Source organism: Streptomyces sp. NPDC001270, assembly GCF_042896695.1.
Classification (GTDB): domain Bacteria; phylum Actinomycetota; class Actinomycetes; order Streptomycetales; family Streptomycetaceae; genus Streptomyces.
In genome coordinates this window covers 96,144-122,259 of sequence record NZ_JBIAXM010000007.1, presented here as the reverse complement: position 1 = coordinate 122,259, position 26,116 = coordinate 96,144, and the positions used below count along the sequence as shown (strand labels likewise).

Genomic DNA, 26,116 nt, shown 5'->3' with positions numbered 1-26,116 from the left:
GCCCAGCACGGCGGTGGGGCTCGCCGTACCCGAACCGCGGCACCGGTGCCGCCAACAGTCCCTGCTTGCAACGGTGCGCGCCCGCGTGCGCGGGCCCCGGCGAGTAGGGAGACACGGCACATGACAGCTGAGGACGCCAAGGCGGCGGAGCGGTTCCCGCGGTCCGCCGCCGGACCGCGCATCCCTCTCCGGCGGCGGCCCGGTCCGCGGCAGGCGCCCGTCGTGGCGCTGGTGGCGCTCGGCGGCGGCATCGGCGCGGCGGCACGGTACGGCGCCACCTTGCTGTGGCCGGCCGCGCCGGGCGCCTTTCCGTGGACGGTCCTGTGGATCAACACGGCGGGCTGCGCAATGATCGGCGCGTTCATGGTGGTCATCAGTGAGGTGTGGAGGGCCCATCGGCTGGTGCGGCCGTTCTTCGGCACGGGGGTGCTCGGCGGCTTCACCACCTTCTCGACGTACGCCGTGGACGTCCAGCGGCTGATCGCCGACGGCCGCGCGCCGACCGCGCTGGCGTATCTGGCCGCCACGCCCGTCGCGGCGCTCACGGCGGTCTGGCTCGCGGCGGCGGCGACCCGCCGTGTCCTCGGCCCGGGGCGGGGGCCGCGATGACGGGAGAAGCCATGAACTGGCTGCTGGTCGTGGCCGGCGGGATGGTCGGTGCCCCCCTGCGCTTTCTCGGTGACCGGGCCGTGCAGCGGCGGCACGGCACCGCCTTCCCCTGGGGCACGTTCGCCGTGAACGTCGTCGGCTGTCTGGTCCTGGGCGTGCTGACGGGTGCGGTCATGGCCGGAGCCGCCTCGGACCAGGTGCAACTGGCGCTGGGTACCGGCCTGTGCGGGGCGCTGACGACGTACTCGACGTTCTCCTACGAGACGCTGCGCCTGGCCCAGGAGGGGGCGCGGTTCCTCGCCGCCGCCAACGTGGTCGTGAGTGTGCTGGCGGGCCTGGGGGCGGCGTCCGCCGGGGTCGCCTGCGCCGGGGCGCTGTGGGGGTGAGGTTCGAGGCGGCCCGGCGCCGTCACGGACGGTGGCCCCGCTCGGGCGGGACCGGCGGCAGCGGGGTGCGCGGGGCCTCGCCGGGCCAGACCAGCAGCACGGGGCACGGGGCGTGGTCGACGACGAACCGGGTGGCCTGCCCCAGGCTCCGCGGGCCGAGGCGGGCCGGGTCACCGTCCCGGGCGCAGACCAGCAGGGCGGCGTCCCCGGCCGCGGCGACGACCTCCCGCTCGACCCGCCCGCCGCGCTCCAGGAACGTGCACGGCCGCCCCAGCCGGTCGGCGGCGGCCCGCAGCAGGTCATGGGCGGAGGCCGCCGCCATCCGTTCCAGGCTGGTGCCCGGGTCGCGCCCGGGGTGTCCGCGGCCGAGCAGCCCGGCGAACGCGCCGTGCGCGGTCTCGGCGAGCGCGTCGTCGCGGACGTACAGCAGCGCGATCTCCTCGCCGGGGGCGGTCCGGGCGCGTGCCGCGTCGACGCAGGCCGGCCAGGTGCCCTCGACGATCCAGACGATGACGCTCATCGGCGGCTCCGGCGGCGGTCCGTTGCGGTATGCGGTCAGGTTCCCACGACGTGCAGCATCCCCCACAGGGCCAGGGTGGAGGCAAGCAGCGTGGCCGGGACCGTCACCAGGCCGAGCCGGGTGAAGGAACCCAGTTCGGCCCGGGTGTCGTGGGCGTGCAGGATGCGCCGCCACAGCAAGGTGGCGAGCGAGCCCACATAGGTGAGGTTGGGGCCCAGGTTGACACCCACCAGCACCGCGAGGACCGGGCCGGGACCACCCGACTGCACCAGGGGCAGCAGCGCCAGCACCGCGGGCAGGTTGTTGATCACGTTGGCGAGCAGCGCCGCCACGAACGCCACCGCGAGGAGCGCGGGCAGCGAGGTCCCGTCGGGCAGCAGCCGGCCGAGCCCGGCGTCCAGGCCGTGGTCGACGACGGCCTTCACCACGATGCCCAGGGCGAGCACGAACAGGCAGAACAACGGGGCCGCCGCGGTGGCCAGCTCGCGCGGCCCGGTCCGGCGCTGCCACAGCGCCCGCCCGCCGAGCACCAGCACCCCGGCGAGCGCCGCCCACGCGGGTGCGAGGCCCGCGAACGACGTCACCACGAAGCCGCCCAGCGTCAGGGCCACGACGACCAGCGTGAAGACCGGCACCCCGGGGCCCTGCTCCGGCGTCGCGCCCGGCGCCGGGGCCACGGCCAGGTCGGCGCGGAAGAAGCCGCGGAAGACGGCGTACTCGACCGCCACCGCGGCCAGCCAGGGCAGCGCCATCAGTGCCGCGAACCGGGTGAAGGACAGCCCGCTGGCCGCGAACGCCAGCAGGTTCGTCAGGTTGGACACCGGCAGCAACAGGGAGGCGGAGTTGGCCAGATGCGCGGTGGCGTACACATGCGGACGGGCCCGTGCGCCGACCCGGGCGGCGGTGGCGAACACCACGGGCGTGAGCAGGACGACGGTCGCGTCCAGGCTGAGCACAGCCGTGATCGAGGCGGCCACCACGAACACCCCGGCGAGCATCCGCCGCGGGCTGCCGCGGCACCAGCGGGCGACGGCGGCGCCGGCCGCCTCGAACAGGCCCTCGTCCGCGCACAGTTGGGCGAACACGAGGATCAGCGCCAGAAAGACGACCACGGGCAGCAGAGCACGTGTCTGCTGCCAGGCGTCCTGGGCGGACACGGCGCCCACCGCAACGGCGACGGCCGCCGCGGGGACGGCGGCGGTCGCCTCCGGCAGCCTGCGCGGCCGTACGACGGCGAAGGCCAGCACGCCCAGCAGCAGGACCACCGAGACGGTCTCGGTGACGACGGTGGTGGTACTCAGTTGCGTTTCCTCCCGCGGCAGGGCACCGGCCGGCACACCCGTGAGCTGTACCGCTCAAGGGTCGCACCCCGCGACGGCACCGTCCGCCCGGCCCCCCGCCCGGTTCCGTGCCGCCCTCGGTTCCCGGCCCGAGTGTGGTCCCGCGGGCCGCCGCCGCGCTACGGGCGGGGCCAGGGCCGGCCTGCGATGCGTTCGATGCTTGAGTTGAAGCGCTTGAGATAGTCGGCGAAGGCGGCGATGTCCTCAGCAGGCCAGTCCGACATGACCTCGTCCAGGCCGCGCACCATGCCCTCGCGCTCCTCGTCCAGCAGCCGCGCCCCCTTCTCGCTGATGCGGAACTTACGCGCCATGCCCCCGCCCGGGTCGGGGATGCGGTCCACGAGACCGGCGCGCATGGCCGCGGCGGTCTGCCGGTTGAGCGTGGAGGCGTCGAGCCCGAAGGCGTCGCTCAGCTCCCCGATCGACATCGGCCCCTGGACCCGGATGCGGCTGAGCAGGATGTAGGCGCTGCGCTCCATGACGCTGTCCTTGCGCCGGCCGCCCAGCTGGTTCATGAAGGTGTAGCGGCTGAGCAGCATCTGCTCGTACTCGACCTCGTACGTCGGTCTGACCATGTGACTTGAGCCTCCTGTCCCGTGGGGCCGTTGCGCTGTATGTCCCCACGTACGGCCGTTCCATCCTGGCACAACTGCGTGTATGGGCCACAGCACATGCTCGATACACATGGCATGTACGATGCACATCCTTCACCCGGCACTCGCCGACGTCGCGCGAGTCATCCCCGTGAGAGAAAGTCGAGGAGTCCCCAGAAATGGACGCCCCCCAGCCGACGACCCGCTCAGGCGGTGTGGTCGCGACCCTGGCGCTGGCCGGCATCACGGCAGCGATCATGCAGACCCTGGTCACCCCGCTCTTGGCGGAACTGCCACAGATCCTGCACACGACGCCCTCGAACGCGGCCTGGGTGATCACCGTCACCCTGCTGGTGGCCGCCGTCTGCGTGCCCGTCGTGGGGCGGCTCGGAGACCTCCTGGGCAAGCGGCGCATGCTGCTCGTGTGCGCCGTGCCGCTGATCGCGGGCTCGGTGGTGAGCGCCCTGTCGTCCTCCGTAGTGACGATGATCATCGGTCGTGGACTCCAGGGCATGGGCATGGGCATGGTGCCGCTGGGCATCGCCCTGCTGCGCGACGTGGTGCCCGCGGAGCGGCTCAGTTCCTCGATCGCACTGGTCAGCGCGTCGATGGGGATCGGCGGCGGCCTCGGCCTGCCGATCGCCGCCGCCGTCGCCCAGTACGCCGACTGGCGGGTGCTGTTCTGGGGGTCCGCGGGACTCGCCGTCGTCGTCGCGGTGCTGATCTTCTTCATGATCCCGGACGTCCCGGCCGCGGCCCGAGGTCAGCGCTTCGACCTGCCGGGCGCGCTCGGTCTCGGTGTCGCCCTGGTCTGCCTGCTGCTCGCGGTCTCCAAGGGCGCCGACTGGGGCTGGGGTTCGGCGACCACGCTCGGCCTGTTCGCCGTCGCCGTCGTGGTGCTGGCCGGCTGGGGCCGGTGGGAGCTGCGGACCGGTGACCCGCTGATCGACCTGCGCACCACGGCCCGTCCCCGGGTGCTGCTCACCAACGTCGCCTCGGTCTTCGTCGGATTCGGCATGTACGCGAGCATGCTGGTGCTGCCGCAGTTGCTGCAGTTCCCCAAGGCCACCGGCTACGGCCTGGGCCAGTCGATGCTCGCAGCCGGTCTGTGGATGGCCCCCGGCGGCCTCATGATGATGATCGTCTCCCCGCTCGGCGGCAAGCTGACCAACGCCCGCGGTCCCAAGTTCACCCTGGTCAGCGGGGCGTTGGTGATCGCCGTCGGGTACGGCCTGTCCATGGCGCTGCTGGGCTCCGCCTGGGGCCTGATGATCGTCTCCATTGTCACCAGCGGTGGTGTGGGCCTTGCCTACGGCTCGATGCCCGCGCTCATCATGAGTTCCGTACCGATCGCCGAGACGGCGGCGGCCAACGGCTTCAACACGCTCATGCGTTCGCTCGGCACCTCGATCGGCTCCGCCGTCATCGGCGTGATCCTCGCCCAGCTGACCACCACCATGGGCGGTCACACCTTCGCCTCCGAGGCGGGCTTCCGCACCGCCCTGCTGATCGGTGGCGGTCTCGCGCTGGTCTCCGCGGCCGTCGCCGCGGTCATCCCCGCCGCCCGCACCGCGCCGGCCGCCGGGGGCACGGCGGACCCGGCCGCGGCGAAGGAGGACGCCTCGGTCTGACCCGGTCGGCCCGTCGCCCGTCACCGCGACGGCCGTCCGCCACCGCGACCCGCGACCGCGACGGGTGTCCGGCGTCGCGACGGGCACCCGTTCCGGCGTGCGGCGTGCGGCGTGCGGCCTGCGGCGTGGCGGCGGTGGGCGGCCGCCGCCGGACGGGGCGGTCGTCCCCGGGCGCGTCGCCCGTTCCGGACGGTGCCCGGCCGGTCGTCCGGCGTGCCGTGGAACTCATCGTCCGGCCCCGTACTACTGGCCGCGCGCCAACTGCCGCATGGCCAGGGCCAGTTGCAGACGGAACCGGCCCTGCGGGGTGCGCACGGGCCAGCCCAGCAGATGCTCGGCGTGCAGCAGGCGGTCCTGGAGCGTGGAGTGGTGCACGCTGACCTCCGCGGCCGCCGTGCGCAGACTCGCCGTCGTGGCGACGGCGTGCAGCGTGCCCAGCATCCAGGGGGCGTCCGCCGCGGCGGCCTCGACGGCCAGGACGTCCGGCGGCGGTTCGGCACCCGGCGCGATCAGCTCGGTGAGCAGGGCGATCCCGCCCAGGTCGTCGGCGTGGACGACGCGTTGCCCCGGGTCCTGCGCCCCGCCCTCCGCCGTGAACCGCAGCGCGGCGCGGGCGGCGGCCCAGGAGCGGGGCAGGTCCAGGACCCGGACGGCCGGGCCGACGCCGAGGCGACCGGCGGGCGGACCGCCGCCCTGAGGATCCGGGCGGTGCCCGGCGGGTACGACGCGCGGCGGGCCCTGCGCCGCGGCGACGGCCCGGCAGCGCAGCGACGGGTCCGCGGTGTCCAGGCCGAGACCCCGTGCCGCGAGCAGCCGGGCCGGTTCCGGGGCGGTGGCGTCCAGGACCGTTTCGACGAGCGCGGGGTCCGGGTCGGCCCGGCCCGGGGCCCGGCCGCGGGTGCGGTCGAGCACGGTGCGCACGGCGTGGGCGGCCCGCTCCAGAATCACGGCGTCGACGACGCTGGGCCCGCTCTCCGGCCGCTCCAGCCACAGCGCCGGGGGCCCGTTGGGGACCAGGGGCACCGACGGCCAGCCCGGTTCCGTGGCGGTGTCCACGCCGGTCCGCCGGCCGTCCGGCGTCACCCTCAGCCGGACCTGCCGGTCCGTGTCCACGAGGCGTGCCGGGCACCCGGCCAGGACCGCGGCACCGCGCAGCAGCGCCTCAAGACCGGCGCGGTTCTCCGTCAGCGCGTCGAAGTAGGCGATGACCCGGACCGCGGCCCCGGCATCGGGATCCACCGCGGCCAGCCGCCCGGCCAGCTCTTTCATGTGTCCATGATGCGTCACGGACCGGTGCTCCCGAGGAGTCCCGGCAGCCGCCGCGGCCGGGCACCGGGCCGTCGGCTCACGGACGCGTGGACCGCGCCCGGTGTCACCGGGCCCGTCGGCGGGCCGGGCCGGTCACCCCGCGAGCAGTCGGCGCAGCCAGTCCAGGCGGGCCGCGCGGGCCGCGAGCGACAGCGGCGCCTGCGGGACGACGGCGTCGAAACCGTGGAAGCCCCCGGGCCAGACGTGGAGTTCGGCCACTCCGCCGGCCTGCCAGATCCGGGAGGCGTAGTCGACGACCTCGTCGCGGAAGGTCTCCGCGGAGCCGACGTCGAGGAAGGCCGGGGGCAGGCCGGACAGGTCCGTGGCACGCGCGGGGGCGGCGTACGGGGAGACGTCCCGGTCGCCCCGGCGCTCGCCGAGCAGGGCCGTCCAGCCGGTCTCGTTGGCCGTCCGGTCCCAGACGCCGAGGCCCGCCATCTGGTGGCTGGAGGGGGTGTCGTTGCGGTCGTCGAGCATCGGGCACAGCAGGAGCTGCCCGATCACCCGCGGCCCCTGACGGTCCCTCAGCAGCAGGGCCAGCGCCGCGGTGAGGCCGCCGCCCGCGCTGGCGCCCGCGATGACGATCCGCTCCGGGTCGCCGCCGATCTCCCCGGCGTGCTCCGCCGTCCACAGCAGGCCCGCGTACACGTCGTCGACCGGTGCCGGGTGCGGGTGTTCGGGCGCGAGCCGGTACTCCACCGACACCACGACCGCGCCGAGTTCCCGCGCCCAGTCGAGCGCGGCCTCCACGCCGGTCCGGTTGTCGCCGAGGACCATGCCGCCGCCGTGGACGTGATAGAGGACGGGCAGCGGCCCGGCGGCCGGCGGGGCGGCAGGGCGGCGGATCAGCAGGGAGATCCCGGGTGCCCCGGCGGGTCCCGGTACGGTCCGGTCCGCCGCCTCGAAGGCCCCGCCCGCGGTGAGGTCCGCCTCCGGAACGGCCACGGCGCGGTTCTCCCGGGCGGCGTCGATGCCGTCCAGGGTGAAGGGCGCCGGGAGCACGGGCCCGGCCAGCTCCAGGGCGGCGGCGAGTTCAGGGTCGAACGGGGGCGGCGGGGCCGGGGTCATGGCTTCTCCTCACGGGGTACGGCTGCGGCGCGTGCCTCCATGGTCGGCGCCGTGCCGCCGGGTTCCGGGCCGCCGTACGGCGGGACCTGTCCGCCGACCGGCGGGTGGCGCCCCGGGCCGGTGGCGGCCACCCGGTACGGGTGCGGCCGCAGGGGCCGTAACCCGGTGGGTTCCGGCCCCTCGTGAGGTGCGGTGGTCAGGCGGCCGCGCCCACGTTGCCGTGCAGGCGGGCGACGACATCGGTCAGCTGGGCGGCGACCTCGGCGTCGTCGTACGGGTGGGTCTCGGCGAAGCGGGCCGCCGAGCCCGGGATGGACAGCTTGAGGTCCTCGATGACCTTGCCACCGGCGATGCCGACGGACTTGCGGGCCTCGTCCTGGGCCCACAGGCCGCCGTACTGGCCGAGGGAGGTGCCGATCACGGCGACCGGCTTGCCGCCGAAGGCGCCGGCACCGTACGGGCGGGACAGCCAGTCGATGGCGTTCTTCAGCACGGCGGGGATCGTGCCGTTGTATTCGGGGGATACGAGCAGGAACGCGTCGGTGGCCTGCGCGGCCTCGCGCAGTCGCGCGGCGGCGGCCGGGACGCCGCCCTCGACGTCGATGTCCTCGTTGTAGAAGGGGATGTCGCCCAGCCCCTCGAACAGCGTGACCTCGGCGCCCTCGGGGGCGACCTTGACGGCGGCCTCGGCGAGCCGGCGGTTGGTCGAACCGGCGCGGAGGCTGCCGACGAGGGCGAGGATACGAACAGGCATGACAACTCCAGTGGGGGCTGAAACATTGCTGTGACAAACGGACCGAGGTCCGTTTAATTTTGTATCAGCCTAACCGGACCGCGGTCCAGTTTGCTTCCGATGCTTTACGCTGTTTTCATGTCCAGCTCCCTGCCGCCCCTGCCCGCGCCCGTGGAGCCGGTGGAGATGCCGCTGCTCGAAGTCGGTACCGGAGAGGACGAGCCCTGCCTGCGCGCCGACGCGGCCCGCAACCGGGCCCGGCTGCTGGAGGCCGCGGCCCGTCTGGTGCGGGAGCACGGCGCCGCGAACCTCACGATGGAGGCGGTGGCCGCCGCGGCCGCCGTCGGCAAGGGCACCGTCTTCCGCCGCTTCGGCGATCGCACGGGCCTGCTGACGGCCCTTCTGGACCACTCGGAGAAGAAGTTCCAGGCCGCGTTCATGAGCGGACCGCCGCCGCTCGGCCCCGGCGCCGGACCGGTTCAGCGGCTGGAAGCGTTCGGCGTCACGCTGTTGCGCCGGATGGGAGACGAACTCGACCTGCAACTGGCGGCCGAGCCCGACCCGGAGCGCCGCTTCTCGGCCGCGCCGCGCCGAGTCCAGCAAAGCCATCTGGTGCTGCTGCTGCGGCAGGCGGTGCCCGAGGCGGACCATGAGCTGCTGGCCCAGACCCTGATGGGCTATCTGAGCCCCGTCCTGGTCCACCATCTCATCCGCCAGCGCGGTATGCCGCTGGATCGGGTCGAGGCCGGCTGGCTGGACCTGGTCGCCCGGTTGGCCTGCGCGGATCACTCCGTGCAGGCCGGTCAGTCGTGGTCGGCGAAGGCTTCCACCAGCCCCTGCGGGGCGTCGTCGCGGAAGATCAGCGCGGTGTTGCGCGCCGACTCGGCCGCGGACCGTTCGCTGCGCGGGAACAGCCGTTCCTCGTAGGCGGACAGGGCGGCCTCGGTGTCGCCCGGGTGCGCGGCGAGAGCGAGGCCCAGTTCGGCGCCGTCGAGCAGCGCCAGGTTGGCGCCCTCGCCCGCGAACGGCGACATCAGATGGGCGGCGTCACCGAGCAGCGTGACACCTGGGACACGCGTCCAGCGGTGCCCGACCGGCAGCGCGTGGATCCGCCGCGGCACCAGCGCGCCGTCCGCGTCCGCGACCAGCGACCGCAGGCTCTTGTCCCAGTCCGCGAAGTGCTCCAGCACGGCGGCCTTGGCGGCCTCGGTGTCGTCGAAGTCGATGCCGTCCAGCCACTCCTCGGCGGTCTCCAGGGCGGCGTACACGTGCAGACTGCCGTCGGTCTCGCGGTGCCCGAGCAGTCCCCGGCCAGGCGCGAGCGCGAACAGCATGCCGCCGCCGACCACCTCCGCGGCCACCGGGTGGCGCGCGTCGGCCTCCCACAGATCCGCCTCGACGAACGACACGCCGGTGTAGGCGGGCCGGGCCGGCGAGAGGAGCGGACGGATCCGTGACCAGGCGCCGTCGGCGCCGACGAGCAGGTCCGTCGTGACGGTCCGGCCGTCCGCGGTGGTCACTTCGTGCCGGCCGTCTTCGAGCGGGCGCGCGGACGTGACCTTCGTGCCCCAGCGGACCGTCCCCGGCGGCAGCGAGTCGAGCAGCAGGTCCCGCAGGTCGCCGCGGTCGATCTCGGGCCGGCCGCCCGCGCCGTCGTCGTGCTGCTGCATGCGGACCGTGGCGGTGCGGTCCAGGATCCGCGTCTCCTGGCCGCCGGGATGGACGTGCGCGAGGAATGCGTCGTGCAGCCCGGCGGCGCGCAACGCCACCTGGCCGGAGTCGTCGTGGATGTCGAGCATGCCGCCCTGGGTGCGGGCGGCGGGGGAGTCGTCGAGGTCGAACACGGCCGCCTCGATGCCGTGCAGACGCAGGACGCGGGCCAGGGTGAGCCCGCCGAGTCCGGCGCCGACGACGGTGATCGGGTGGTGGACGGTGGTCATGGTGGTCTCCTGAGGATGGGTCAGTCGGGTACGGCGGTCTGCGCGATGCCGTTGACGAGCGCGTCGAACGCCCACGACAGCCGGGCCTCGGGCGCACCCGAGAGCAGCAGGCCGGCGGTGGCGGCGACGTGCGGGTGGGTCTGCTCGGACGCCCCGTGCACGGCGCTGCCCAACGCGTCCCAGTCCGCGGGGGCGGCGTCCTGCCCCGCGTGCTCGGCGGCGGTCGCCGTGGCGTGCTGCAACAGCAGGTCCACGCCCCACGCGGCCTGCGCGGGCGGCACGCCGCCCGCGTCGAGCAGCGCCAGCAGCGTCTCGATCAGGCGCAGGTAGTGGGGGCCGGACGGGCGGGCGGTCAGTGCCGAGCGCGCCAGCGTCGGGTGGGCGAGGAGCATCCCGGTGTACTCGGTCAGCACCGCGGTCAGCCGCTCTCGCCACGAGCCTTCGGCCGCGACCTGCCCGACCGTGCCGAGCAGTTCGTCCAGGACGGCGGCGTGCAGCTCGTCGGTGTTGCGGACGTACACGTACAGCGAGGCGGGGCCGGTGTCGAGTTCCTGCGCCAGCCGACGCATGGTGACCTTCTGCAGCCCTTCGGCGCGCAGTACGGCGACGGCCGCGGCCACGATTCCCTCCCGGGTCAGGGCGGGCTTGGCGGGGCGCGCGCGGCGGCTGCGCGGGGCGTCAGGGCGAGCTGTCATGCGAAGCAGCGTAACGAACATGTTCGTGCCGAACAAGTTCGTAACGAACATGTTCGTGAAGAGGTGGCGCGCGCTCAGGAGTCCGTGTCGGGAATCGGGACCCGGCGGCGGAGAAGGCCGGGAGGTGGCGGAGGCACGGCGTGCCCGCACGGGGAGGCGCCCGGGTCCGGCGCACGGCCGCGCGGCGCGGGCGTGATCGCGCCCGGCCGGAACCCGGGCTGTCCGCGGCCGGGCGGGGCGGGAGACACAAGGGCACCCCGGCGGCTCCCGTACGGCAGGAAGCCGCCCGAGCCCCCGCCTGCCGGCCGGCCGTCACGGCCGGGGAGAACGGCACCGCCCGCGGCGCCTTGCGCGCCCGCGGGCGGTGCTCACGAGATCATTTCCACAGGTGCCACGTCACCTGGCCGACCGGCCCGGGCTCCGCACCGGTCGCACCGGCCGCACACCCGCGCACGCCCCGGAGTCCGGGCGGGCGGGGTCACTCGCCCTGGGCCGTCGCCTGCTGCTCGGCGATGCTCTTGCGGACCTCGTCCATGTCCAGCTTGCGGGCCTGTCCGATGACGTCCGTCAGGGCGGCCTCCGGCAGCGCACCCGGCTGGGCGAACACGGCGACCTGATCGCGGACGATCATCAGCGTCGGGATCGACTGGATGCCGAAGGCCGCGGCCAGTTCCGGCTGCGCCTCGGTGTCCACCTTGCCGAACACCAGGTCCGGGTTCTCGTCGGCCGCCTTCTCGTACACCGGAGCGAACTGGCGGCACGGACCGCACCACGACGCCCAGAAATCGATCAGGACGAACTCGTTGTCCGTGACCGTCTGGTCGAAGTTCTCCTTGGTGAGCTCCACGGTGCTGCTCATGAGCGACTCCCTCTTCCTGGTGTGGGCCGGACCGTGGACAGAACACGGCCGTCCGCGTACGTATTCCGGGCGCGTACCCGTGTGGCCACCGGGCACACCACCCACCAGACTGGCCCCATGACGGAAACGGAATCCATCGCGTATGACGTCGTGGTGCTGGGGGCCGGCCCTGTGGGGGAGAACGTGGCCGACCGCACGCGCGCGGCAGGACTGTCCACGGCGATCGTGGAGAGCGAACTGGTCGGCGGCGAGTGCTCCTACTGGGCGTGCATGCCCAGCAAGGCCCTGCTCCGCCCGGTCATCGCCCGCGCCGACGCCCTTCGCCTGCCGGGCCTGAGCCAGGCCGTCCAGGGCCCCCTCGACACACCCGCGGTCCTCGCCCGCCGGGACGACTTCACCGCGCACTGGAAGGACGACGGACAGGTCCGCTGGGTCGAGGGCATCGGTGCCGACCTGTACCGCGGCCACGGCCGGCTGGCCGGACCCCGCACGGTCACCGTGACCGGCGCCGACGGTTCCGTGCGGACCCTCACCGCGCGGCACGCCGTCGCCGTGTCCACCGGTACCCGCGCGCTCCTGCCCGACCTGCCCGGACTCGCCGAGGTGCAGCCCTGGACCAGCCGGGAGGCGACCAGCGCGAAGGCCGCTCCCGGCCGGCTGATCGTGGTGGGCGGCGGCGTGGTCGCCACCGAGATGGCCACCGCCTGGCAGGCCCTCGGCTCCCAGGTCACGGTCCTGGTCCGGGGCAAGGGCCTGCTGCCCCGCATGGAGCCCTTCGCCGGTGAACTGGTGGCCGAGGCGCTCACCGACGTCGGCGTCGAGGTCCGCACCGGTACCTCCGTCGAGTCGGTGGCCCGGGAGAACGGCGCCGTCGTCGTGGTCACCGCGGCCGGCGACCGGATCGAGGCCGACGAGATCCTCTTCGCCACCGGCCGGGTCCCGCATACCGACGACATCGGGCTGGACACCGTCGGCCTGGAGCCGGCGTCCTGGCTGCCGGTCGACGACAGCCTCCGCGTCACCGGAACCGACTGGCTGTACGCGGTCGGCGACGTCAACCACCGTGCGCTGCTCACCCACCAGGGCAAGTACCAGGCCCGGATCGCGGGCGCCGCCATCGCCGCGCGGGCCGCCGGAGACCCGGTACGGGCCGAACCCTGGGGCCCGCACACGGCCACCGCCGACCACCACGCCGTACCCCAGGTCGTCTTCACCGACCCGGAGGCCGCCGCCGTCGGGCTCTCGCTGGCGGAGGCGGAACAGGCCGGGTACCGGGTGCGGGCCGTCGACGTCGAGTTCTCCTCCGTGGCGGGCGCGAGCCTGTACGGCGACGGCTACAAGGGCCGCGCCCGGATGGTCGTCGACCTGGAGGACGAGGTTCTGCGCGGTGTCACCTTCGTCGGCCCCGGCGTCGGCGAGCTGATCCACTCGGCGACCGTCGCCGTCGCCGGACAGGTCCCGGTCAGCCGGCTGTGGCACGCGGTGCCGTCCTACCCGACGATCAGTGAGGTGTGGTTGCGGCTGCTGGAGACCTACCGGGGCTGACCGTGCCGGGCCGGCCGTCCGGTCCCTCAGGGCAGCTCGAAGCCCAGGGCCGCCGCGGCGGCCTCGGGCGTCGGCTGCGTCCACCGCTCCGCCATCGCCGTCTGCGAGGACAGGGAGCGCAGTTCGGCGCGGTCCAGGTAGAGGGTGCCGTCGAGGTGGTCCGTCTCGTGCTGCACGATCCGGGCGGGCCAGCCGGTGAACACCTCGTCGATGGCGCGGCCGTGCTCGTCCTCGCCGCGCAGCCGGACCTCGGCGTGCCGGGCCACCACCGCCTGCCAGCCCGGCACGCTCAGGCACCCCTCGAAGAACGCGGCCCGGCCGGCGCCGACCGGGGTGTACGAGGGGTTCACCAGCACCCGGAACGGCTGCGGCACCCGTCCGCGTGCCAGCCGTACCTCGTCCGGCACCGGCGCCGGGTCCTCGACGACCGCGATGCGCAGTCCCACGCCGACCTGCGGTGCGGCGAGGCCGACGCCGGGTGCCGCGTGCATGGTGGCCCGAAGGGCCTCGACGAACCGGTCGAGCAGCGCCTGTTCGAGCTGGCCCTCGAAGCGCTCGGCGGGGCGGCGCAGCACGGGGTCGCCGGCCGCCACGATGGGCAACGGGCCGCCGTCGGCGAGAAGTTCCTCGACCCGCTCGGCGAGGGGTGCGCGATCAATGGGATGTGCCATCCGGCCAGCATGACATGCCTGCGGCTGTCGGCTGTCGGCTGTCGGTCGCGGTACGACGGTCCCGGCGGTGCTCTCGGCGGTCGAGCCGCCGGGACCGGTCCGGTTCGCCGCCGCGCACGTCGTGGCGACGTGACCGGCGCCGCGCGTCGTGCTCGGGCGTCCCGTCGTGGCCGACGCCCCTGGGGCACCGGCGCCGGGGTGAAGTAGCGTAGGCAGACACGCCGAGACCGGAGGGAGACGGGCATGGTGCGGGAGGACGGCCGGTCCCGGCGGCGCGGGCAGGGCGAGTTGGAGGGCCAGGTGCTCGGCGCGCTCCGCGAGGCGGACGCCCCGGTGACCGCGGCCTGGGTGCAGGAGCGGCTCGGCGGCGACCTCGCCTACACCACGGTCGTCACCATCCTGACCCGGCTGCTCGCCAAGGACGTCGTCTCCCGGGAACGGCGCGGCCGTTCCTTCGTCTGGACCCCGACGGCCGACGTGGCGCGGCTCGCCGCGTTGCGCATGCGCCGCCTCCTCGACGGCGAACGCGACCGCGAGGCCGTCCTGGCGAGCTTCGTCACCGCCCTGCCGCCCGGCGACGAGCAACTGCTGCGCGCCCTGCTGGAAGGGGCGGACCGCGAGGGACGGCCGGACCCGGGGAACACCCGGCACCTCCCGCCGGGCGGTACGGCAGACTGACACCGCATGGGGGTCTTCGTCTTCCTGCCGCTCGTACTGCCGCTGTCCGCCTGGCCGGTGGCCCGGCTCGCCGAGGTGCGGCTGCACCCGCGCACGGCCACCCGGCTGCTGACCGCCGTGGCGGTGGTCATGGCCGTGTGCAGCACACTGTGCCTGGCCCTGCTCATGGTGGTCGGCACCGCTCAACTGCCCGGCAATCCGCTGCCGGACGGCTGGTCCGACCCTCAGGTACGGGCGGCGGTCCCGCACGACGGGATCGCGGGCCGCGCCGCCATCCCCGCCCTGTGCCTGGTCGCCGCGGCCTGCGGGCGCACCCTGTGGCTCCACCGCCGGGTCGCGCGCGGCGCCCGGCGGGCACTGGCCGGGCTGCCCGGCGTCACGGTCGCCGTGCTGCCCGACTCCGAGCCGTACGCGTACGCGCTGCCGGGTGAGCCGGGCCGGGTCGTCGTCACCACCGCGCTGCTCGACGGGCTCTCCTCCGCCGAACGCCGTGCCCTGTTCGCCCACGAACGCGCCCACCTCGCCGCCCGGCACCATCGCCACCTGCTCGCCGTCCATCTCGCGGCGCGGGCCAACCCGTTCCTGCGGCCCCTGCGCACCGCCGTCGTCTACACGGCGGAGCGCTGGGCGGACGAGGAGGCGGCCCGCGCGGTCGGCGACCGGCGGACGGTGGCCCGGGCGATCGGCAAGGCGGCCCTGCTGTCCCGCGCCACCCCCGCGGCGACGCTCGCGGCCCTGGCCGCGGCCGGACCCGTACCGCGCCGGGTCGCCGCCCTGCTGGCCCCCGCGCCGACGGCCCGCACCTGGCCCTCGCTGGGCACCGCGGTCGGCCTGGCCGCCTGGGGCGCGGCGGTCGGCACCCTCGCCTCGTTGATGTCCTCCGCGAATTCCGCGGTCACGCTGTTCCTGGTGCTGCACGCGGCGACCCCGCTGTGAGCCCCGCACCCCGGGTGCGCCCGCGTACGGCACCATGCCGCGGGGGGGGGGGCCGGGGGGCCCCCCCCCCCCCCCCCGCGGGGGGCCCCCCGCCCCCCGCCCCCCCCGGCGCCCCCCCCCCCCCCCCCCCCCCCCCCCGCGACCGGGTCGTTCACTCCTCGCCCGGGTCGCCCGCCAGCGCCGCGGCGATCCGCAGGTGCGACTCGGCCTCCCCGTGCCGCGCCTGCCGCTGGAGGGTGCGGCCCAGCATCAGCCGGGCGTAGTGCTCCACCGGGTCGCGCTCCACGATCACGCGCAACTCGGCCTCGGCACGGCGCAGTTGGGCCGAGTGGTAGTAAGCGCGGGCCAGCAGCAGCCGGGGTCCGGTCTGCTCCGGCACCTCCTGCACCAGCCCGGCCAGCACGCGCGCCGCGCCCGCGTAGTCCTGGGCGTCGAAGAACTGCTGACCGCGCTCCCAGCGCTCCGCCGGGGTGCCGTGGTCGTAGTACGTCGTCCCAGTCGTCCCGGTCGTCTCCGTCGTCTCCACTCTGACCTCCTTCGCCGCACACAACGGAGCCGGATGGTTCAATATTCCACTGCTTTCCGCCGGGTGCCGGCGCTGCCTCCGATCACCTTCGGGAGGCGGCCAGTTCGGCGTTGGCCCGCTCGGTGACCAGGGCCAGCACCCGGCCCGCCGCGGCCCGGTCCTGCGCCGGGATGCCGTCGTAGATCCGGGCCGAGACCGCCGCGGTCTCGGCCGAAGCCCTGGCGTGCAGCTCGCGTCCGGCGTCCGTGACGAGCACGCCGGACGGCTCCCGCGGCGTCACCAGCCCCGCGCCGATCAGCTCCGCGACCGCGCCGTGCGCGTCCGCCGCGTCGATCTTGACGGCGTCCACGACCTCGCCGACGAGCCGGTCGGTTTCCACCGGCCCGTCCGCCAGGGCCGTGAGCCGCAACGTGACGAACCGCAGGAAGGTGAGGCCGTGCGGGTCCAGCACCTGCTCCAGGACCGCGCGCGACGCGTAGTGGGCGAGGCCGATGACGCGGCCGCCGACGGTGGGTGCGGGGGTGGTCATGACTGCTCCGTCTCGTTGTCGGTCGTGCTGAACGGGTCGAGTGGCGCGTCGAGCAGGGCCGTCAGGTCGCGGGTGAACTCCCGGGTCCGCTCCCCGTCGAGCCCGCCGAGCGGTGCCAGGAGCTGTTGCAGCAGACCGTGGACGACGTGGATCGCCCGCCGGGTCACGTCCTGGCCCTGCTCGGTGAGAGAGAGCCGGACGGCTCTCGGGTCGTCCGGGTCCCGGGTGCGGTCGACGAGTCCCGCGGACTCCAGTCCGCGCGCCAGCTTCGACACGTACAGGGCTTCGAGCCCCGTGTGGTCGGCGAGTTGGCGCTGGCTGGGCTGCCGGCCGGCGCGGTGCATGCCGTACAGCGAGGCCACCAGCGAGTACTGCGCGTGGGTGAGCCCCAGCGGAGCCACCGCACGGTCGACCGCGACCCGCCACTTCGTGGACAGACGCCACACCAGGAACCCCGGCGTGGCCCCTTCGGAACCCTTGCTCATGCCGATACTGTACATGGATACTATGTACATGGCTACTATTTTTCGGATCCGCGGCATCCGGTGGACGGCCCGAGGAAGGGCAGTCGCGGCCGGACGCCCCGTCAGTCGCCGCCGGCCGCCTCCGGGACGGCGCCGGCCCGGGCGGCGACCGTGGCGGTGAAACGGACCTCGCCGTCCTGCACGGCCGCGATCCGGGTGCGGCGCTCTCCGTCCTCCTCGCCCGGCGGCACCGTGGTGATCGTGCAGGGGCGGTCGAGTTCGACGTACCGGTGGAAGACGCAGTCCAGAGCGGTGACGTCCGTGCCGCCCACAGCCTGGTGCGCCGCCTCCAGCAGAACCATGCCGGGAACGTGGTCGACGGGGTGGTCGAAGTACAGCGGATGGGCGGTGTCGACCCGCAGCTGTCTGCCGTCGGCGCCGCGCGCGGCGAGCACCAGGTCGCGGGCGCGGTTCCGGCCGGACCGTGTGCGCGGGTCCGGGGCCGGCACCGGCACAGCCCGGGCCATGGCGCTCCCGGCGTCGGCGGAGCCGCCGCGCAGCCGCCGGTAGACGGCCGGCGACTGCACCGTGAACCGGGTCTCGGCGGTGGCCACGGGCTCCCCGCCCCAGCACACCCGGGCGTGCAGCGAGAGAGCGGCGGGACGGGTGCCGCGGTGATCGATGTCGAAGCAGCGGACGTCCAGCGCCAGGTCCCGTCCGCGGTCCACGCCCGCCAGGGCCGCGTCGGCCATCCGGTAGCCGAACCGCTCCCAGATGAGCTGGTGTCCGAGCGGTACGCCGTAGGCGGTGTGGCACAGCAGCGGAAAGGTCTGCCGGACGGTCTCGCACAGCAGCAGCGGGTCCAGGTCCGCCCCGAGACGGTAGAAGGCGTGGTCGTCCGGCCGGCGCGCCCGTATGCGGAAGCGGTCACGGCCCGCCGGGCGCCAGTCGGTGAGGTAGACCTCCTCGGCGTGGTCCTTGTGCACCTGCCAGGGCACCACCGGCGTCAGGTCGTCCGTGACGTCCTGGGCGGCGGGACGGTCGTCGATCTCGTTCCGTGCGGACATGATGGGTTCCCCTTGGATCTCCTGTCGGGCCGAAGCAGCCGCCGGACACGGTAATAGGTGCCCGTGTGACATGGGGGGCGTTCTGTTTGTAACTTTGGGCGGCATGGCGAAGGCGGGCGGCGGCCCCAAGAGGCGGCGGGGCGGCAGCAGTTGGCGGACGCCGTGTTCGCGCCCGGGGGAGAGCCGCGGCGCACCAGGCGGTTGCGGGCGGGCGTCCGCCGTGCCGCGGGGCCGGGAGACCGGCGCTTCGGGGCGGGTGCGCCCCTGGCCGGCGGGTGGAGCCTGCCACGATGACCCAGGGCTCCGGACCTCCGCCGGCTTCCCCGTCCGCGTCGGCTGCCGGGGTGCCGTCCGCGGCCCCGGCCGGCCCGCGCCGAGACCCCGCCGCGGAGCGTCGTCGAGAGCGGGCGCGGCCCCGCGCCGGCCGCGAGGAAGCAAAGGAGTCAGGAAGTGGGACGGACGTGACACAGGGGACACAACGCCGGGTGGTGCTCACCGGAGCCACCGGCTTCATCGGCTCCCGGGTCGCGGAGCTGCTGCTGCGCGACCCGGCATGGCAGGTCCGCGTCGTGACACGCCGGCGGCCCGAGGCGCTGATCGCGGCGGGCGCGCAGTGGTTCCGGGCCGACCTGGCGGCGCCGGACTCGCTGCGCGACGTGTGCGCGGGCGCGGACGCGGTGCTCCATCTGGCCTCCCTGGTCGGCGGCGACGCGGACGCGTGCACCGCGGTGAACGTGCACGGCACGGCCCGGCTCATGGCCGAGGCGGTCCGGTCCGGCGTACCGCGCGTGACACAGCTGTCCACGGCCGCCGTGTACGGCCGCGGACCGCATCGGGGACCGGACGTCGGCGACGTGGAGCCGTCCCCGGTCTCGGCGGCCAGCTCGACCCGTCTCGCCGGGGAGCGGTCCGCCCTGGACGCCGGCGCGGTGGTGCTGCGTCCGGGGCTCGTCCTGGGTGCCGGGGACCGGTGGGTGGTGCCCGCGCTGGCCGAACTGCTCCGCTCGGTCCCCGCCCGCTGGGACGCGGGGCGCGCGCTGACGTCCCTCGTCGCCGTGGAGGACCTGGCCCGGCTGATCACCGCCACCCTGGACGCCCCCGGTCTGCCGGGGCCGTCGGTCCAGCACGCGAGCCACCCCCGTCCGGTGCGCTCGGGCGACCTGCTGGACGCCCTCGTCGCCCACGGGGTCCTGCCCGCCGTTCCCGACCGGGACCTGAGCTGGCCCCGCTGCCTGGAGCACCTGGCCGCCTCCGGCAGCCGGGTGAGCCGGCGTCAGTTCGAACTCCTCGCACAGGACAACTGGTTCAGCAGCGAACGGGTGTGGCGGCTGGCCGAGGTACCGTATGACCCGGACCCGCTGCACCGGATGGCGTCCTGGGCCCCCTGGTACCGCGCCCACGTCCGCACGGCGGCACCGGACTGACCACGGCGACGCGGCCCCGGCCGCCGACGCGGCGCAGCGACCGCCCGCGGCCGGCTCCCGCCGGGGCGCGGCCGAGCACACGCGGCTCCCGCGGCCCGACGCGGCGGCCGCCGGGATCCTCCAGGTCACGCGGTGGCCGTCGAGAACCTCAGGGTCCACCGTTCGGCGCAGGGCGACAGGGAAGGCGCTCGGCAGCACGTCAGGACCGAGCGGGACGACGGGCGCGGCCGCCGTACGCAGACCGGCGCACGAAGTGCGGATCGGCCCGGGGTCAGCGCACCCTTCCCCGAGGTTTCAGCGGGACTCCCGGAAGTTCCGGCGCGGGCAGCGGCACTCCGTCGTAGCCGTGCACCTGACCGAAACGGACCCCCTTCCCCCAGTCCTCGCGAGCCCGCTCGATCTCGTCCTGCGTACGCCCGATGAAGTTCCACCACATGATCAGCTCCTCCTCGAACGGCTCACCGCCGAGCAGCAGGACCCCCGCGTCCGACTCGGCGCGCAGCGGCAGTTCGGTCCGGCCGCAGCCGAGGTAGAGCAGCGAACCCGGCAGCACGGGCACGCCGTCGACATGGACCTCGCCGGACATCGCCAGCACGCCGTACTCGAAGTCGGGCTCCAGCGGGAGGCGGACGTCGGCGCCGCGGGCCAGGGCGAGGTCCGCGCCCACGATCGGCGTGTACGCCGAACCCGGCGACGCGGTGCCGTCGAGGCCGCCGAGGATCACGGTCGCCGTCACGCCGGGCGCGGTGACCGTGGGGAGTTCGGGGTGGTGCTCGAACCGCGGGTCGGTGTGGCGGTGCGCGTCCGGCAGTGCCACCCACAGCTGGGCGCCGTGCAGGAAGCGCGCGTGCGAGCGGGGGCTCTCCTCGGAGTGGCTGATCGCCCGGCCCGAGGTCATCAGGCCCAGCTCCTTGGGGCGGATGGTCTGCAGACTGCCCGTCGAGTCCCGGTGCAGCACCTCGCCCTCGTGCAACCAGCTGACCGTCTGCAGTCCCATGTGCGGGTGCGGCGGGACCTGCATGCCCGGTTCGTCCGCGATGTCGTCGGGTCCGTAGTGGTCGACGAAGGCCCAGGCGCCGATCATGCGCCGACCGAGGTTCGGCAGCAGCCGGCGGACCTCGGTCGACTCGCCGAGCCGCACCTGACGGGGGCTCAGCAACTCGCGGACGGGTTCGGCGACAACGAATCCGCGGCCGCCGCAGACACTGGGTACGGGCGCGCGGTCAAGGTTGCTCATGACGCCCAACCTAGCGGTCGATGGTTCCGCTTGCCGACCTGTGCGACGGCCCTCCGCCCGAGGGCGGCCGGACGGGCGCGCCGCGGATTCCGCTCCGGCGGCCAGGTGTGATTCTCCTTACTTAAGTCAATCAATTGAATTAGAGTTGCCGCAGTCGTGAGATCAGAGTGCCCGGACGGAGGCCCGACCATGGCCCATGCGCAACCCCGGCCCGCCGAGACCGTGCGGCCGTACGAGCCCGCGGTGCCGCGGACGAACCTCGTCGTCGCGGTGCTGGCCTTCGGCGGCATCGTCGTCTCGCTGATGCAGACCCTGGTGATCCCGATCGTGCCCCAGCTGCCCGAGCTGCTGCACGCTCCGGCGTCGAACGCGGTCTGGGCGGTCACCGCCACGCTCCTCGCCTCCGCCGTCGCCACGCCCGTCGTGGGCCGGCTGGGCGACATGTACGGCAAGCGCCTGATGCTGCTGACCAGCCTCGTCATGCTGGTCGTCGGATCGGTCGTCGCCGCGCTGAGCGACACGCTCGCGCCGATGATCGTCGGCCGGGCGCTGCAGGGCCTGGCGGCCGGCGTGATCCCGCTCGGCATCAGCATCATGCGGGACGAGCTGCCCGCCGAACGGCTCGGCTCCGCCACCGCCCTGATGAGCGCCTCCCTGGGCGTCGGCGGTGCCCTCGGGCTGCCCGCCGCCGCCCTCATCGCCGACCGCTACGACTGGCACATGCTGTTCTGGACCTCGGCCGTGCTCGGCCTCGTCGCCGCCGTGCTGGTCCTGTCGCTCGTGCCCGAGTCCAATGTGCGCACCGGTGGCCGGTTCGACCTGCTCGGCGCCCTCGGCATGGCGGCCGGTCTCGTCTGCCTGCTGCTGGCGATCTCCAAGGGTGGCGACTGGGGCTGGACCGGCGGCACGACCCTCGGCCTGTTCGGCGCCGCGGTCCTGGTGCTGCTCCTGTGGGGCCTGTTCGAACTGCGCTCCACCCAGCCGCTGGTGGACCTGCGCGTCACGGCCCGCCGCCAGGTGCTGGTGACCAACCTCGCCTCGGTCGCCTTCGGCTTCTCCATGTTCGCGATGTCCCTGGTACTGCCGCAACTGCTTCAGCTGCCCGCGGCGACCGGCTACGGCCTGGGCAGGTCGCTGCTGTACGCCGGACTCGTCATGGCGCCCAGCGGCCTGGTGATGATGGCCGTGGCGCCGGTGTCGGCCGCCGTCTCCAAGGCGTACGGGCCGAAGGTGACCCTGATGGGCGGGGCCGTGGTCGTGGCCGTCGGCTACGCCGTCAACATCGTGCTGATGGACGCCGTCTGGCAGCTCGTCGTGGCCTCCAGCGTCATCAGCGCCGGCATCGGCCTGGCCTACGGCGCCATGCCCGCGCTCATCATGGCTGCCGTCGAGCCGTCCGCGACGGCGGCGGCGAACAGCCTCAACACCCTCATGCGGGCCATCGGGACCTCGACCGCCAGCGCCGTGGCGGGCGTGATCCTGGCCCAGCTGACCACGCGCTTCGGCGCCGCCGCGCTGCCCTCCGAGAACGGCTTCAAGACGGTCATGGCCGTGGGTTCCGCAGCGGCGGTGCTCGCGTTCGTGGTGGCCGCCTTCATCCCGCGCCGCGGGGCCGCGCCCGTGGTGGGACCGGACACCGTGCACGCCGCGTCGCCCGGGGACGTACCGCAGCCGCCCGCGCCCCCCGCCGGGCCGGTCACCGTGGTGGCGCCGGACCCGGACGCGAGGGGTACGGAGGCGGTGGCCGCGGGACCGATCGCTGTGGATGCCGGCCCCGGTGTCCCGGTGCGCGGGCACGTGCGCGGTGCCGAGGGCGTACCCGTGGCCGGTGCGCCGGTGACCCTGATCGGACTCGACGGGCGCCAGTTGAACCGGGTCCTCGCACGCTCCGACGGGGCGTACGCGCTCGCCGCGCCGGGGGAGGGGACGTACATCCTGATCGCCTCCGCCGCAGGCTTCCGGCCACGCGCGGCGTCGCTCGTGGTGGGCGCGGCGCCGCTGACCCACGACGTCCTGCTCGGCGGCGGCACCGGGCTGGCCGGCGCCGTACGCAGCGCGGACAGCGGGGCGCCGGTCGCGGGCGCGGTCGTCGTCGTCACCGACGTGCGCGGCGACGTCCTGGCCACCGGACGGACCGACACGCTCGGCGAGTTCAGCGTGAGCGATCTGGTGCCCGGGACGGTGACCCTCGCGGTCAGCTCGTCCGAGCACCGCCCGTCCGCGCTCCCCGTCGACATGGCCGGCTCCGGAGTCACCCGCGTGGAGATCGAACTGCGGCCCGGGGCGTACGTGCGCGGCACGGTGTCCGGCTCCGGCGCCCCGCTGGGCGACGCCCGGGTCACGCTCCTGGACGCCGCCGGCAACGTCGTCGCGACGACCACCACCGGGGCCGACGGGGCGTACGCCTTCTCCGACCTGGACACCGGCCCGTACTCGGTCATCGCGACCGGCTACCCGCCCCGCGCGGTCGGCGTGCGGGTCGACGGCGGTGACGTCGAGGGCCACGACATCGAACTCGGTCACCCCGGCGCGTAGTCGTGCCCGGTGGGCCGGACGGACGAGCGCGCCCTCGGCACGCACGGGCGTGGAGGGCGCGCTCGTTCCTCAGTGGTGCGAGGCAGCCTCGGCGGTGGCCTTCAGGTCGCGCAGCCACAGTTCGAGGCCCTGGCCGAGGGCTCCGGTCGCGGTGGGCACGTCGGTCTCGACCTGGTCGCCGGTCCAGGTCTCCTCGGTGTCGACGCGCACGCCGCCCTTGGTCTTGGTGAAGGTCCAGACGTGGACCCCCTCGTCGATGCGCAGTCCCTCACCGATCGCGGGCCCGGTCCACCGGATGCAGGAGTTCGGCTTGATCTGGCGGACGGTGGAGGTGATGGTGAGCGTGGTTTCGGGCGTCGTAGGGGTGGCCGGCGCCGGGGTCGTCCAGCGGAACTGCGCACCCGGCCGGAGGGGACCGGGGCCGAGGCGCTCCATGGTGACGACGGGGGCCTGCCAGGACGGCCAGCGCTGCACGCCGGTCTGCACCTTCCAGATGGTGCGCAGCGGCGCGTTGATCACGATGCCGGACCGGTAGCGGATGCGGGCGTCGGGGTCGACGCCCTGCCCACGGCACTCGACGGCGGAGCCGTGGTGGACGGACCGGCCCTGGGCGGGTGCGGCCTGGGCGCTCGCAGCGGTGGTGCCGAGGACGCCGACGGTGGCGAGCGAGACCGCGAGCACGGCGGCGCGCACGCCGGACCGGGGGCGGGCACCCGGTGAGACGGCGCCGGGGGAGTGGCGGCCGGACCGCTGCCCGGTGGACGTGTGCGTACGGGTGCTGGACATGGGGTGGTTCCTTTCGGGTTTTCGGGTTTCCGGCCTGCCTGGTCGGCCGGATCCGGGGGTTCGTGGGACAGGGACGGCGGTTCAGGGGGTGAGGACGACCTTGCCGGCGACGGTGCCGGACTCGGCCAGCCGCATGGCGTCGGCGACGCGGGTGAGCGGCAGCCGGGCGGCGATCCGCGGGGTGACGTCACCGCGCTGGAGAGCGGCGAAGACTTGGGTGAGGTCGTGCCGCAGCCGGGCCCGGAAGCGGTCCTCGGCCAGGGCACGGCCGGCCCAGAGGCTGAAGAAGTAGGCGCGGCGGCCGTTGGGCAGGGCGTGCCACAGCCACAGCCGGCCGAGCAGCTTGAGCACTGGCAACTGCTTGGAGCCCGTGTCGTCGCGGGTGGCGGCGGTGCCGTAGGAGACGAGCGTGCCGCCGGGCGCGAGGAGCCGCCAGGAGTCGACGATGCCGCGACCGCCGACGTGGTCGAAGACCGCGTCCACCCCGTCCGGGGCCAGTTCGCGGACCCGAGCGGCGACGTTGCCCGCGCGGTAGTCGACGGGCGTGACGCCCAGGTCCCGCAGGGCGTCGTGATGGCGTTCGGAGGCCGCGCCGATCACCTTCACCCCGGCGGCCCGGGCCAGTTGGACCAGGACCGTGCCGACCCCGCCGTTGGCGCCGAGCACCAGGACGGTCTGCCCGGCGCGGACGCGGGCCTTGCGGTGCAGCATCTGCCAGGCGGTGAGGCCGTTCACCACGAGCGTCTCCGCCTCAGCCGCGCCGATCCCGTCGGGCACCTCCACCACGTCGGCCGCGTCGACGACCACATGGCTGGCCCAGCCGCCCACCTTGACCACCGCGGCCACCCGGACGCCGGTCAGGCCGGCCGGGACGCCCTCGCCGGCCCTCTCCACGGTGCCGACCAGGTCGTAGCCCGGCACGAACGGGAACGGGGGCTGGTCGTAGTACCTGCCCCGGCGCATCTGCTGCTCGGCGAAGGAGACCCCGGTCGCCTCCGTGCGGATCAGCACCTGTCCGGGACCCGGTGCGGGGATCGCTCCGTACCGGATCTGCAGCCCCTCCGGCTCGACCCGGCCCGGCAGGACGACCTCGACGGCTCCTTCGGTGTTCACGGCGACCTCCACTGCGCTCGGCGTTCGGTGATGCATTTTCGCGTCTGTTAGAAGGTATAACGCAGTCGGGGGTGAAGGTCAATCGCATTCGCGACAACCTCTAACCAAGCCGTGTGCGGGTGTCGGTCGACGGGTGTTCGGTGTGCTCGCCGGAGAGGCTGGGGCGATCGAAAGGGGTGGCCGACCGGTTTCGTGATACCCTCTAACTAAGTCTTAGCGTTGTAGCGACGTGGACGGGAAGGCGAAGGTCATGGCAGCACCGGGCACAAAGACTCCGCGCGAGCGCTACCGTGCGCAGGTGCGCGCGGAGGTCAAGGAACACGCGTGGGAGCAGATCGCCACCGCCGGGGCGTCCGCGCTGTCCCTCAATGCGATCGCCAAGCGGATGGGCATGAGCGGACCGGCGCTGTACCGCTATTTCGCCAGCCGTGACGAGCTGATGACCGAGCTGATCACCGACGCGTACCGCAGCCTCGCCGACACCTTCAGTGCGGCCGCCGGGTCCGGTGCCGACCTCGCCGGACTGGCGCACGTCCTGCGCGGCTGGGCCCTGGAGGACCCGCACCGCTACTTCCTCATCTACGGCACGCCCGTCCCCGGCTACCACGCGCCCAGCGACGTCACCCTGATCGCCTCCGAGATCATGGCGGTACTGCTGGACGCCTGCGCCGCGCTGCCCTCGGACCGTCCCGAGTCACCGCTCGACACCCACCTCGCGGACCACCGGCAGTGGGCGGGGGAGCATCCGGCCCCGCCCGCGGTCCTGCACCGGGCCCTGATCGTCTGGTCCCGGCTGCACGGCGTCCTGTCCCTGGAACTGGCCGGCCAGTTCGCCGGAATGGATTTCGACCCCGCCCTGCTCTACGCCGCCGAACTGGACGACCTGCTGGCGCGCTGAGCGTGGCCCGCGCCGGCCCGCGGCA

26 protein-coding genes and 1 pseudogene are annotated in these 26,116 nt (G+C 74.5%); 10 read left to right on the top strand and 17 right to left on the bottom strand.

All coding sequences use genetic code 11. The annotated features are described in order from the left end of the window. Nucleotides 1–120: 120 nt before the first annotated feature. Together ACFY2B_RS14105 and crcB are read left to right on the top strand one after the other, a co-directional pair. Nucleotides 121–609: a fluoride efflux transporter FluC gene (locus tag ACFY2B_RS14105; protein ID WP_390763383.1), complete on the top strand. Its 489-nt coding sequence runs from the start codon at nt 121–123 to the stop codon at nt 607–609. A gap of 11 nt (nt 610–620) precedes the next feature. Next, entirely contained in the window at nt 621–995 is a 375-nt protein-coding gene (gene crcB / locus ACFY2B_RS14100; RefSeq protein ID WP_390763382.1) for a fluoride efflux transporter CrcB, read from the top strand. Between the two features lie 22 nt (nt 996–1,017). On the opposite strand, the gene ACFY2B_RS14095 is transcribed toward crcB, so the two are convergent. The 3 genes from ACFY2B_RS14095 to ACFY2B_RS14085 all read right to left on the bottom strand — a co-directional run bounded on the left by ACFY2B_RS14095 (nt 1,018) and on the right by ACFY2B_RS14085 (nt 3,430). Further along, nucleotides 1,018–1,515, bottom strand: coding sequence for a universal stress protein (locus ACFY2B_RS14095; protein WP_390763381.1), 498 nt, complete (start codon nt 1,513–1,515; stop codon nt 1,018–1,020). Between the two features lie 35 nt (nt 1,516–1,550). After that, the gene (locus ACFY2B_RS14090) at nt 1,551–2,816 is read right to left on the bottom strand and encodes an SLC13 family permease (protein ID WP_390763553.1); all 1,266 of its coding nucleotides are present in this window, start codon (nt 2,814–2,816) and stop codon (nt 1,551–1,553) included. 158 nt (nt 2,817–2,974) lie between these two features. Continuing rightward, nucleotides 2,975–3,430 (bottom strand): MarR family winged helix-turn-helix transcriptional regulator, encoded by a 456-nt coding sequence (locus ACFY2B_RS14085; protein ID WP_376538103.1) that lies wholly within the window; start codon nt 3,428–3,430, stop codon nt 2,975–2,977. Nucleotides 3,431–3,627: 197 nt separating this feature from the next. Here ACFY2B_RS14085 and ACFY2B_RS14080 point away from each other — a divergent pair, with 197 nt between their 5' ends. Continuing rightward, the gene (locus ACFY2B_RS14080) at nt 3,628–5,079 is read left to right on the top strand and encodes an MFS transporter (RefSeq protein WP_390763380.1); all 1,452 of its coding nucleotides are present in this window, start codon (nt 3,628–3,630) and stop codon (nt 5,077–5,079) included. 243 nt (nt 5,080–5,322) lie between these two features. Here the strand turns inward: ACFY2B_RS14080 and ACFY2B_RS14075 are convergent, their stop codons facing one another. From ACFY2B_RS14075 to ACFY2B_RS14065, 3 genes are all read right to left on the bottom strand, one after another. Then, nucleotides 5,323–6,348, bottom strand: a complete 1,026-nt coding sequence (locus tag ACFY2B_RS14075) for a helix-turn-helix domain-containing protein (protein ID WP_390763379.1) — start codon at nt 6,346–6,348, stop codon at nt 5,323–5,325. Between the two features lie 132 nt (nt 6,349–6,480). After that, nucleotides 6,481–7,455: an alpha/beta hydrolase gene (locus ACFY2B_RS14070; RefSeq protein ID WP_390763378.1), complete on the bottom strand. Its 975-nt coding sequence runs from the start codon at nt 7,453–7,455 to the stop codon at nt 6,481–6,483. A gap of 196 nt (nt 7,456–7,651) precedes the next feature. Further along, entirely contained in the window at nt 7,652–8,209 is a 558-nt protein-coding gene (locus tag ACFY2B_RS14065) for an NAD(P)H-dependent oxidoreductase (RefSeq protein WP_390763377.1), read from the bottom strand. Between the two features lie 99 nt (nt 8,210–8,308). Between ACFY2B_RS14065 and ACFY2B_RS14060 the strand changes: the two are divergent. Continuing rightward, a pseudogene (locus tag ACFY2B_RS14060) lies at nt 8,309–8,962 on the top strand (TetR/AcrR family transcriptional regulator); the annotation flags it as partial. Between the two features lie 29 nt (nt 8,963–8,991). Here the strand turns inward: ACFY2B_RS14060 and ACFY2B_RS14055 are convergent. The 3 genes from ACFY2B_RS14055 to trxA all read right to left on the bottom strand — a co-directional run bounded on the left by ACFY2B_RS14055 (nt 8,992) and on the right by trxA (nt 11,682). Beyond that, nucleotides 8,992–10,128, bottom strand: a complete 1,137-nt coding sequence (locus ACFY2B_RS14055; protein ID WP_390763376.1) for an FAD-dependent oxidoreductase — start codon at nt 10,126–10,128, stop codon at nt 8,992–8,994. Nucleotides 10,129–10,148: 20 nt separating this feature from the next. Further along, on the bottom strand, nt 10,149–10,823 hold the full coding sequence (locus ACFY2B_RS14050) for a TetR/AcrR family transcriptional regulator (protein ID WP_390763375.1): 675 nt from the start codon (nt 10,821–10,823) through the stop codon (nt 10,149–10,151). A 478-nt stretch (nt 10,824–11,301) separates the two neighbouring features. Further along, complete coding sequence (gene trxA, locus ACFY2B_RS14045) at nt 11,302–11,682, bottom strand: thioredoxin (RefSeq protein ID WP_376538113.1); 381 nt, start codon at nt 11,680–11,682, stop codon at nt 11,302–11,304. Nucleotides 11,683–11,799: 117 nt separating this feature from the next. Here trxA and ACFY2B_RS14040 point away from each other — a divergent pair, with 117 nt between their 5' ends. Further along, a complete protein-coding gene (locus ACFY2B_RS14040; RefSeq protein WP_390763374.1) occupies nt 11,800–13,227 on the top strand; it encodes a dihydrolipoyl dehydrogenase family protein in 1,428 nt (475 codons plus the stop codon). 26 nt (nt 13,228–13,253) lie between these two features. Here the strand turns inward: ACFY2B_RS14040 and ACFY2B_RS14035 are convergent, their stop codons facing one another. Beyond that, entirely contained in the window at nt 13,254–13,898 is a 645-nt protein-coding gene (locus tag ACFY2B_RS14035; RefSeq protein ID WP_390763373.1) for a peptide deformylase, read from the bottom strand. A 243-nt stretch (nt 13,899–14,141) separates the two neighbouring features. On the opposite strand from ACFY2B_RS14035, the gene ACFY2B_RS14030 reads away from it, so the two are divergent. Both ACFY2B_RS14030 and ACFY2B_RS14025 read left to right on the top strand, forming a co-directional pair. Further along, on the top strand, nt 14,142–14,576 hold the full coding sequence (locus ACFY2B_RS14030; RefSeq protein ID WP_390763372.1) for a BlaI/MecI/CopY family transcriptional regulator: 435 nt from the start codon (nt 14,142–14,144) through the stop codon (nt 14,574–14,576). Nucleotides 14,577–14,582: 6 nt separating this feature from the next. Continuing rightward, entirely contained in the window at nt 14,583–15,512 is a 930-nt protein-coding gene (locus ACFY2B_RS14025) for a M56 family metallopeptidase (protein ID WP_390763371.1), read from the top strand. A gap of 151 nt (nt 15,513–15,663) precedes the next feature. On the opposite strand, the gene ACFY2B_RS14020 is transcribed toward ACFY2B_RS14025, so the two are convergent. The 4 genes from ACFY2B_RS14020 to ACFY2B_RS14005 form a co-directional block, all read right to left on the bottom strand. After that, nucleotides 15,664–16,038 (bottom strand): tetratricopeptide repeat protein, encoded by a 375-nt coding sequence (locus ACFY2B_RS14020; RefSeq protein ID WP_390763370.1) that lies wholly within the window; start codon nt 16,036–16,038, stop codon nt 15,664–15,666. An 82-nt stretch (nt 16,039–16,120) separates the two neighbouring features. Continuing rightward, nucleotides 16,121–16,567, bottom strand: a complete 447-nt coding sequence (locus ACFY2B_RS14015; RefSeq protein ID WP_390763369.1) for a MarR family winged helix-turn-helix transcriptional regulator — start codon at nt 16,565–16,567, stop codon at nt 16,121–16,123. After that, complete coding sequence (locus ACFY2B_RS14010) at nt 16,564–17,052, bottom strand: MarR family winged helix-turn-helix transcriptional regulator (RefSeq protein WP_390763368.1); 489 nt, start codon at nt 17,050–17,052, stop codon at nt 16,564–16,566. The genes ACFY2B_RS14015 and ACFY2B_RS14010 overlap by 4 nt, the downstream gene beginning before the upstream one ends. Before the next feature lie 101 nt (nt 17,053–17,153). After that, nucleotides 17,154–18,098, bottom strand: coding sequence for a ScbA/BarX family gamma-butyrolactone biosynthesis protein (locus ACFY2B_RS14005; protein WP_390763367.1), 945 nt, complete (start codon nt 18,096–18,098; stop codon nt 17,154–17,156). Between the two features lie 461 nt (nt 18,099–18,559). On the opposite strand from ACFY2B_RS14005, the gene ACFY2B_RS14000 reads away from it, so the two are divergent. Continuing rightward, the gene (locus tag ACFY2B_RS14000; RefSeq protein WP_390763366.1) at nt 18,560–19,522 is read left to right on the top strand and encodes an NAD-dependent epimerase/dehydratase family protein; all 963 of its coding nucleotides are present in this window, start codon (nt 18,560–18,562) and stop codon (nt 19,520–19,522) included. A gap of 271 nt (nt 19,523–19,793) precedes the next feature. On the opposite strand, the gene ACFY2B_RS13995 is transcribed toward ACFY2B_RS14000, so the two are convergent. After that, nucleotides 19,794–20,759, bottom strand: coding sequence for a pirin family protein (locus tag ACFY2B_RS13995; protein ID WP_390763365.1), 966 nt, complete (start codon nt 20,757–20,759; stop codon nt 19,794–19,796). A 189-nt stretch (nt 20,760–20,948) separates the two neighbouring features. Here ACFY2B_RS13995 and ACFY2B_RS13990 point away from each other — a divergent pair, with 189 nt between their 5' ends. Then, nucleotides 20,949–23,294, top strand: coding sequence for an MFS transporter (locus ACFY2B_RS13990; protein WP_390763364.1), 2,346 nt, complete (start codon nt 20,949–20,951; stop codon nt 23,292–23,294). A gap of 69 nt (nt 23,295–23,363) precedes the next feature. Here ACFY2B_RS13990 and ACFY2B_RS13985 read toward each other — a convergent pair whose 3' ends face one another. Continuing rightward, complete coding sequence (locus ACFY2B_RS13985; protein ID WP_390763363.1) at nt 23,364–24,080, bottom strand: SRPBCC family protein; 717 nt, start codon at nt 24,078–24,080, stop codon at nt 23,364–23,366. 81 nt (nt 24,081–24,161) lie between these two features. Then, nucleotides 24,162–25,229, bottom strand: a complete 1,068-nt coding sequence (locus ACFY2B_RS13980; RefSeq protein ID WP_390763362.1) for a medium chain dehydrogenase/reductase family protein — start codon at nt 25,227–25,229, stop codon at nt 24,162–24,164. Between the two features lie 214 nt (nt 25,230–25,443). Here ACFY2B_RS13980 and ACFY2B_RS13975 point away from each other — a divergent pair, with 214 nt between their 5' ends. Then, nucleotides 25,444–26,091, top strand: coding sequence for a TetR/AcrR family transcriptional regulator (locus ACFY2B_RS13975; protein WP_390763361.1), 648 nt, complete (start codon nt 25,444–25,446; stop codon nt 26,089–26,091). The last annotated feature ends 25 nt before the right edge of the window (nt 26,092–26,116 follow it).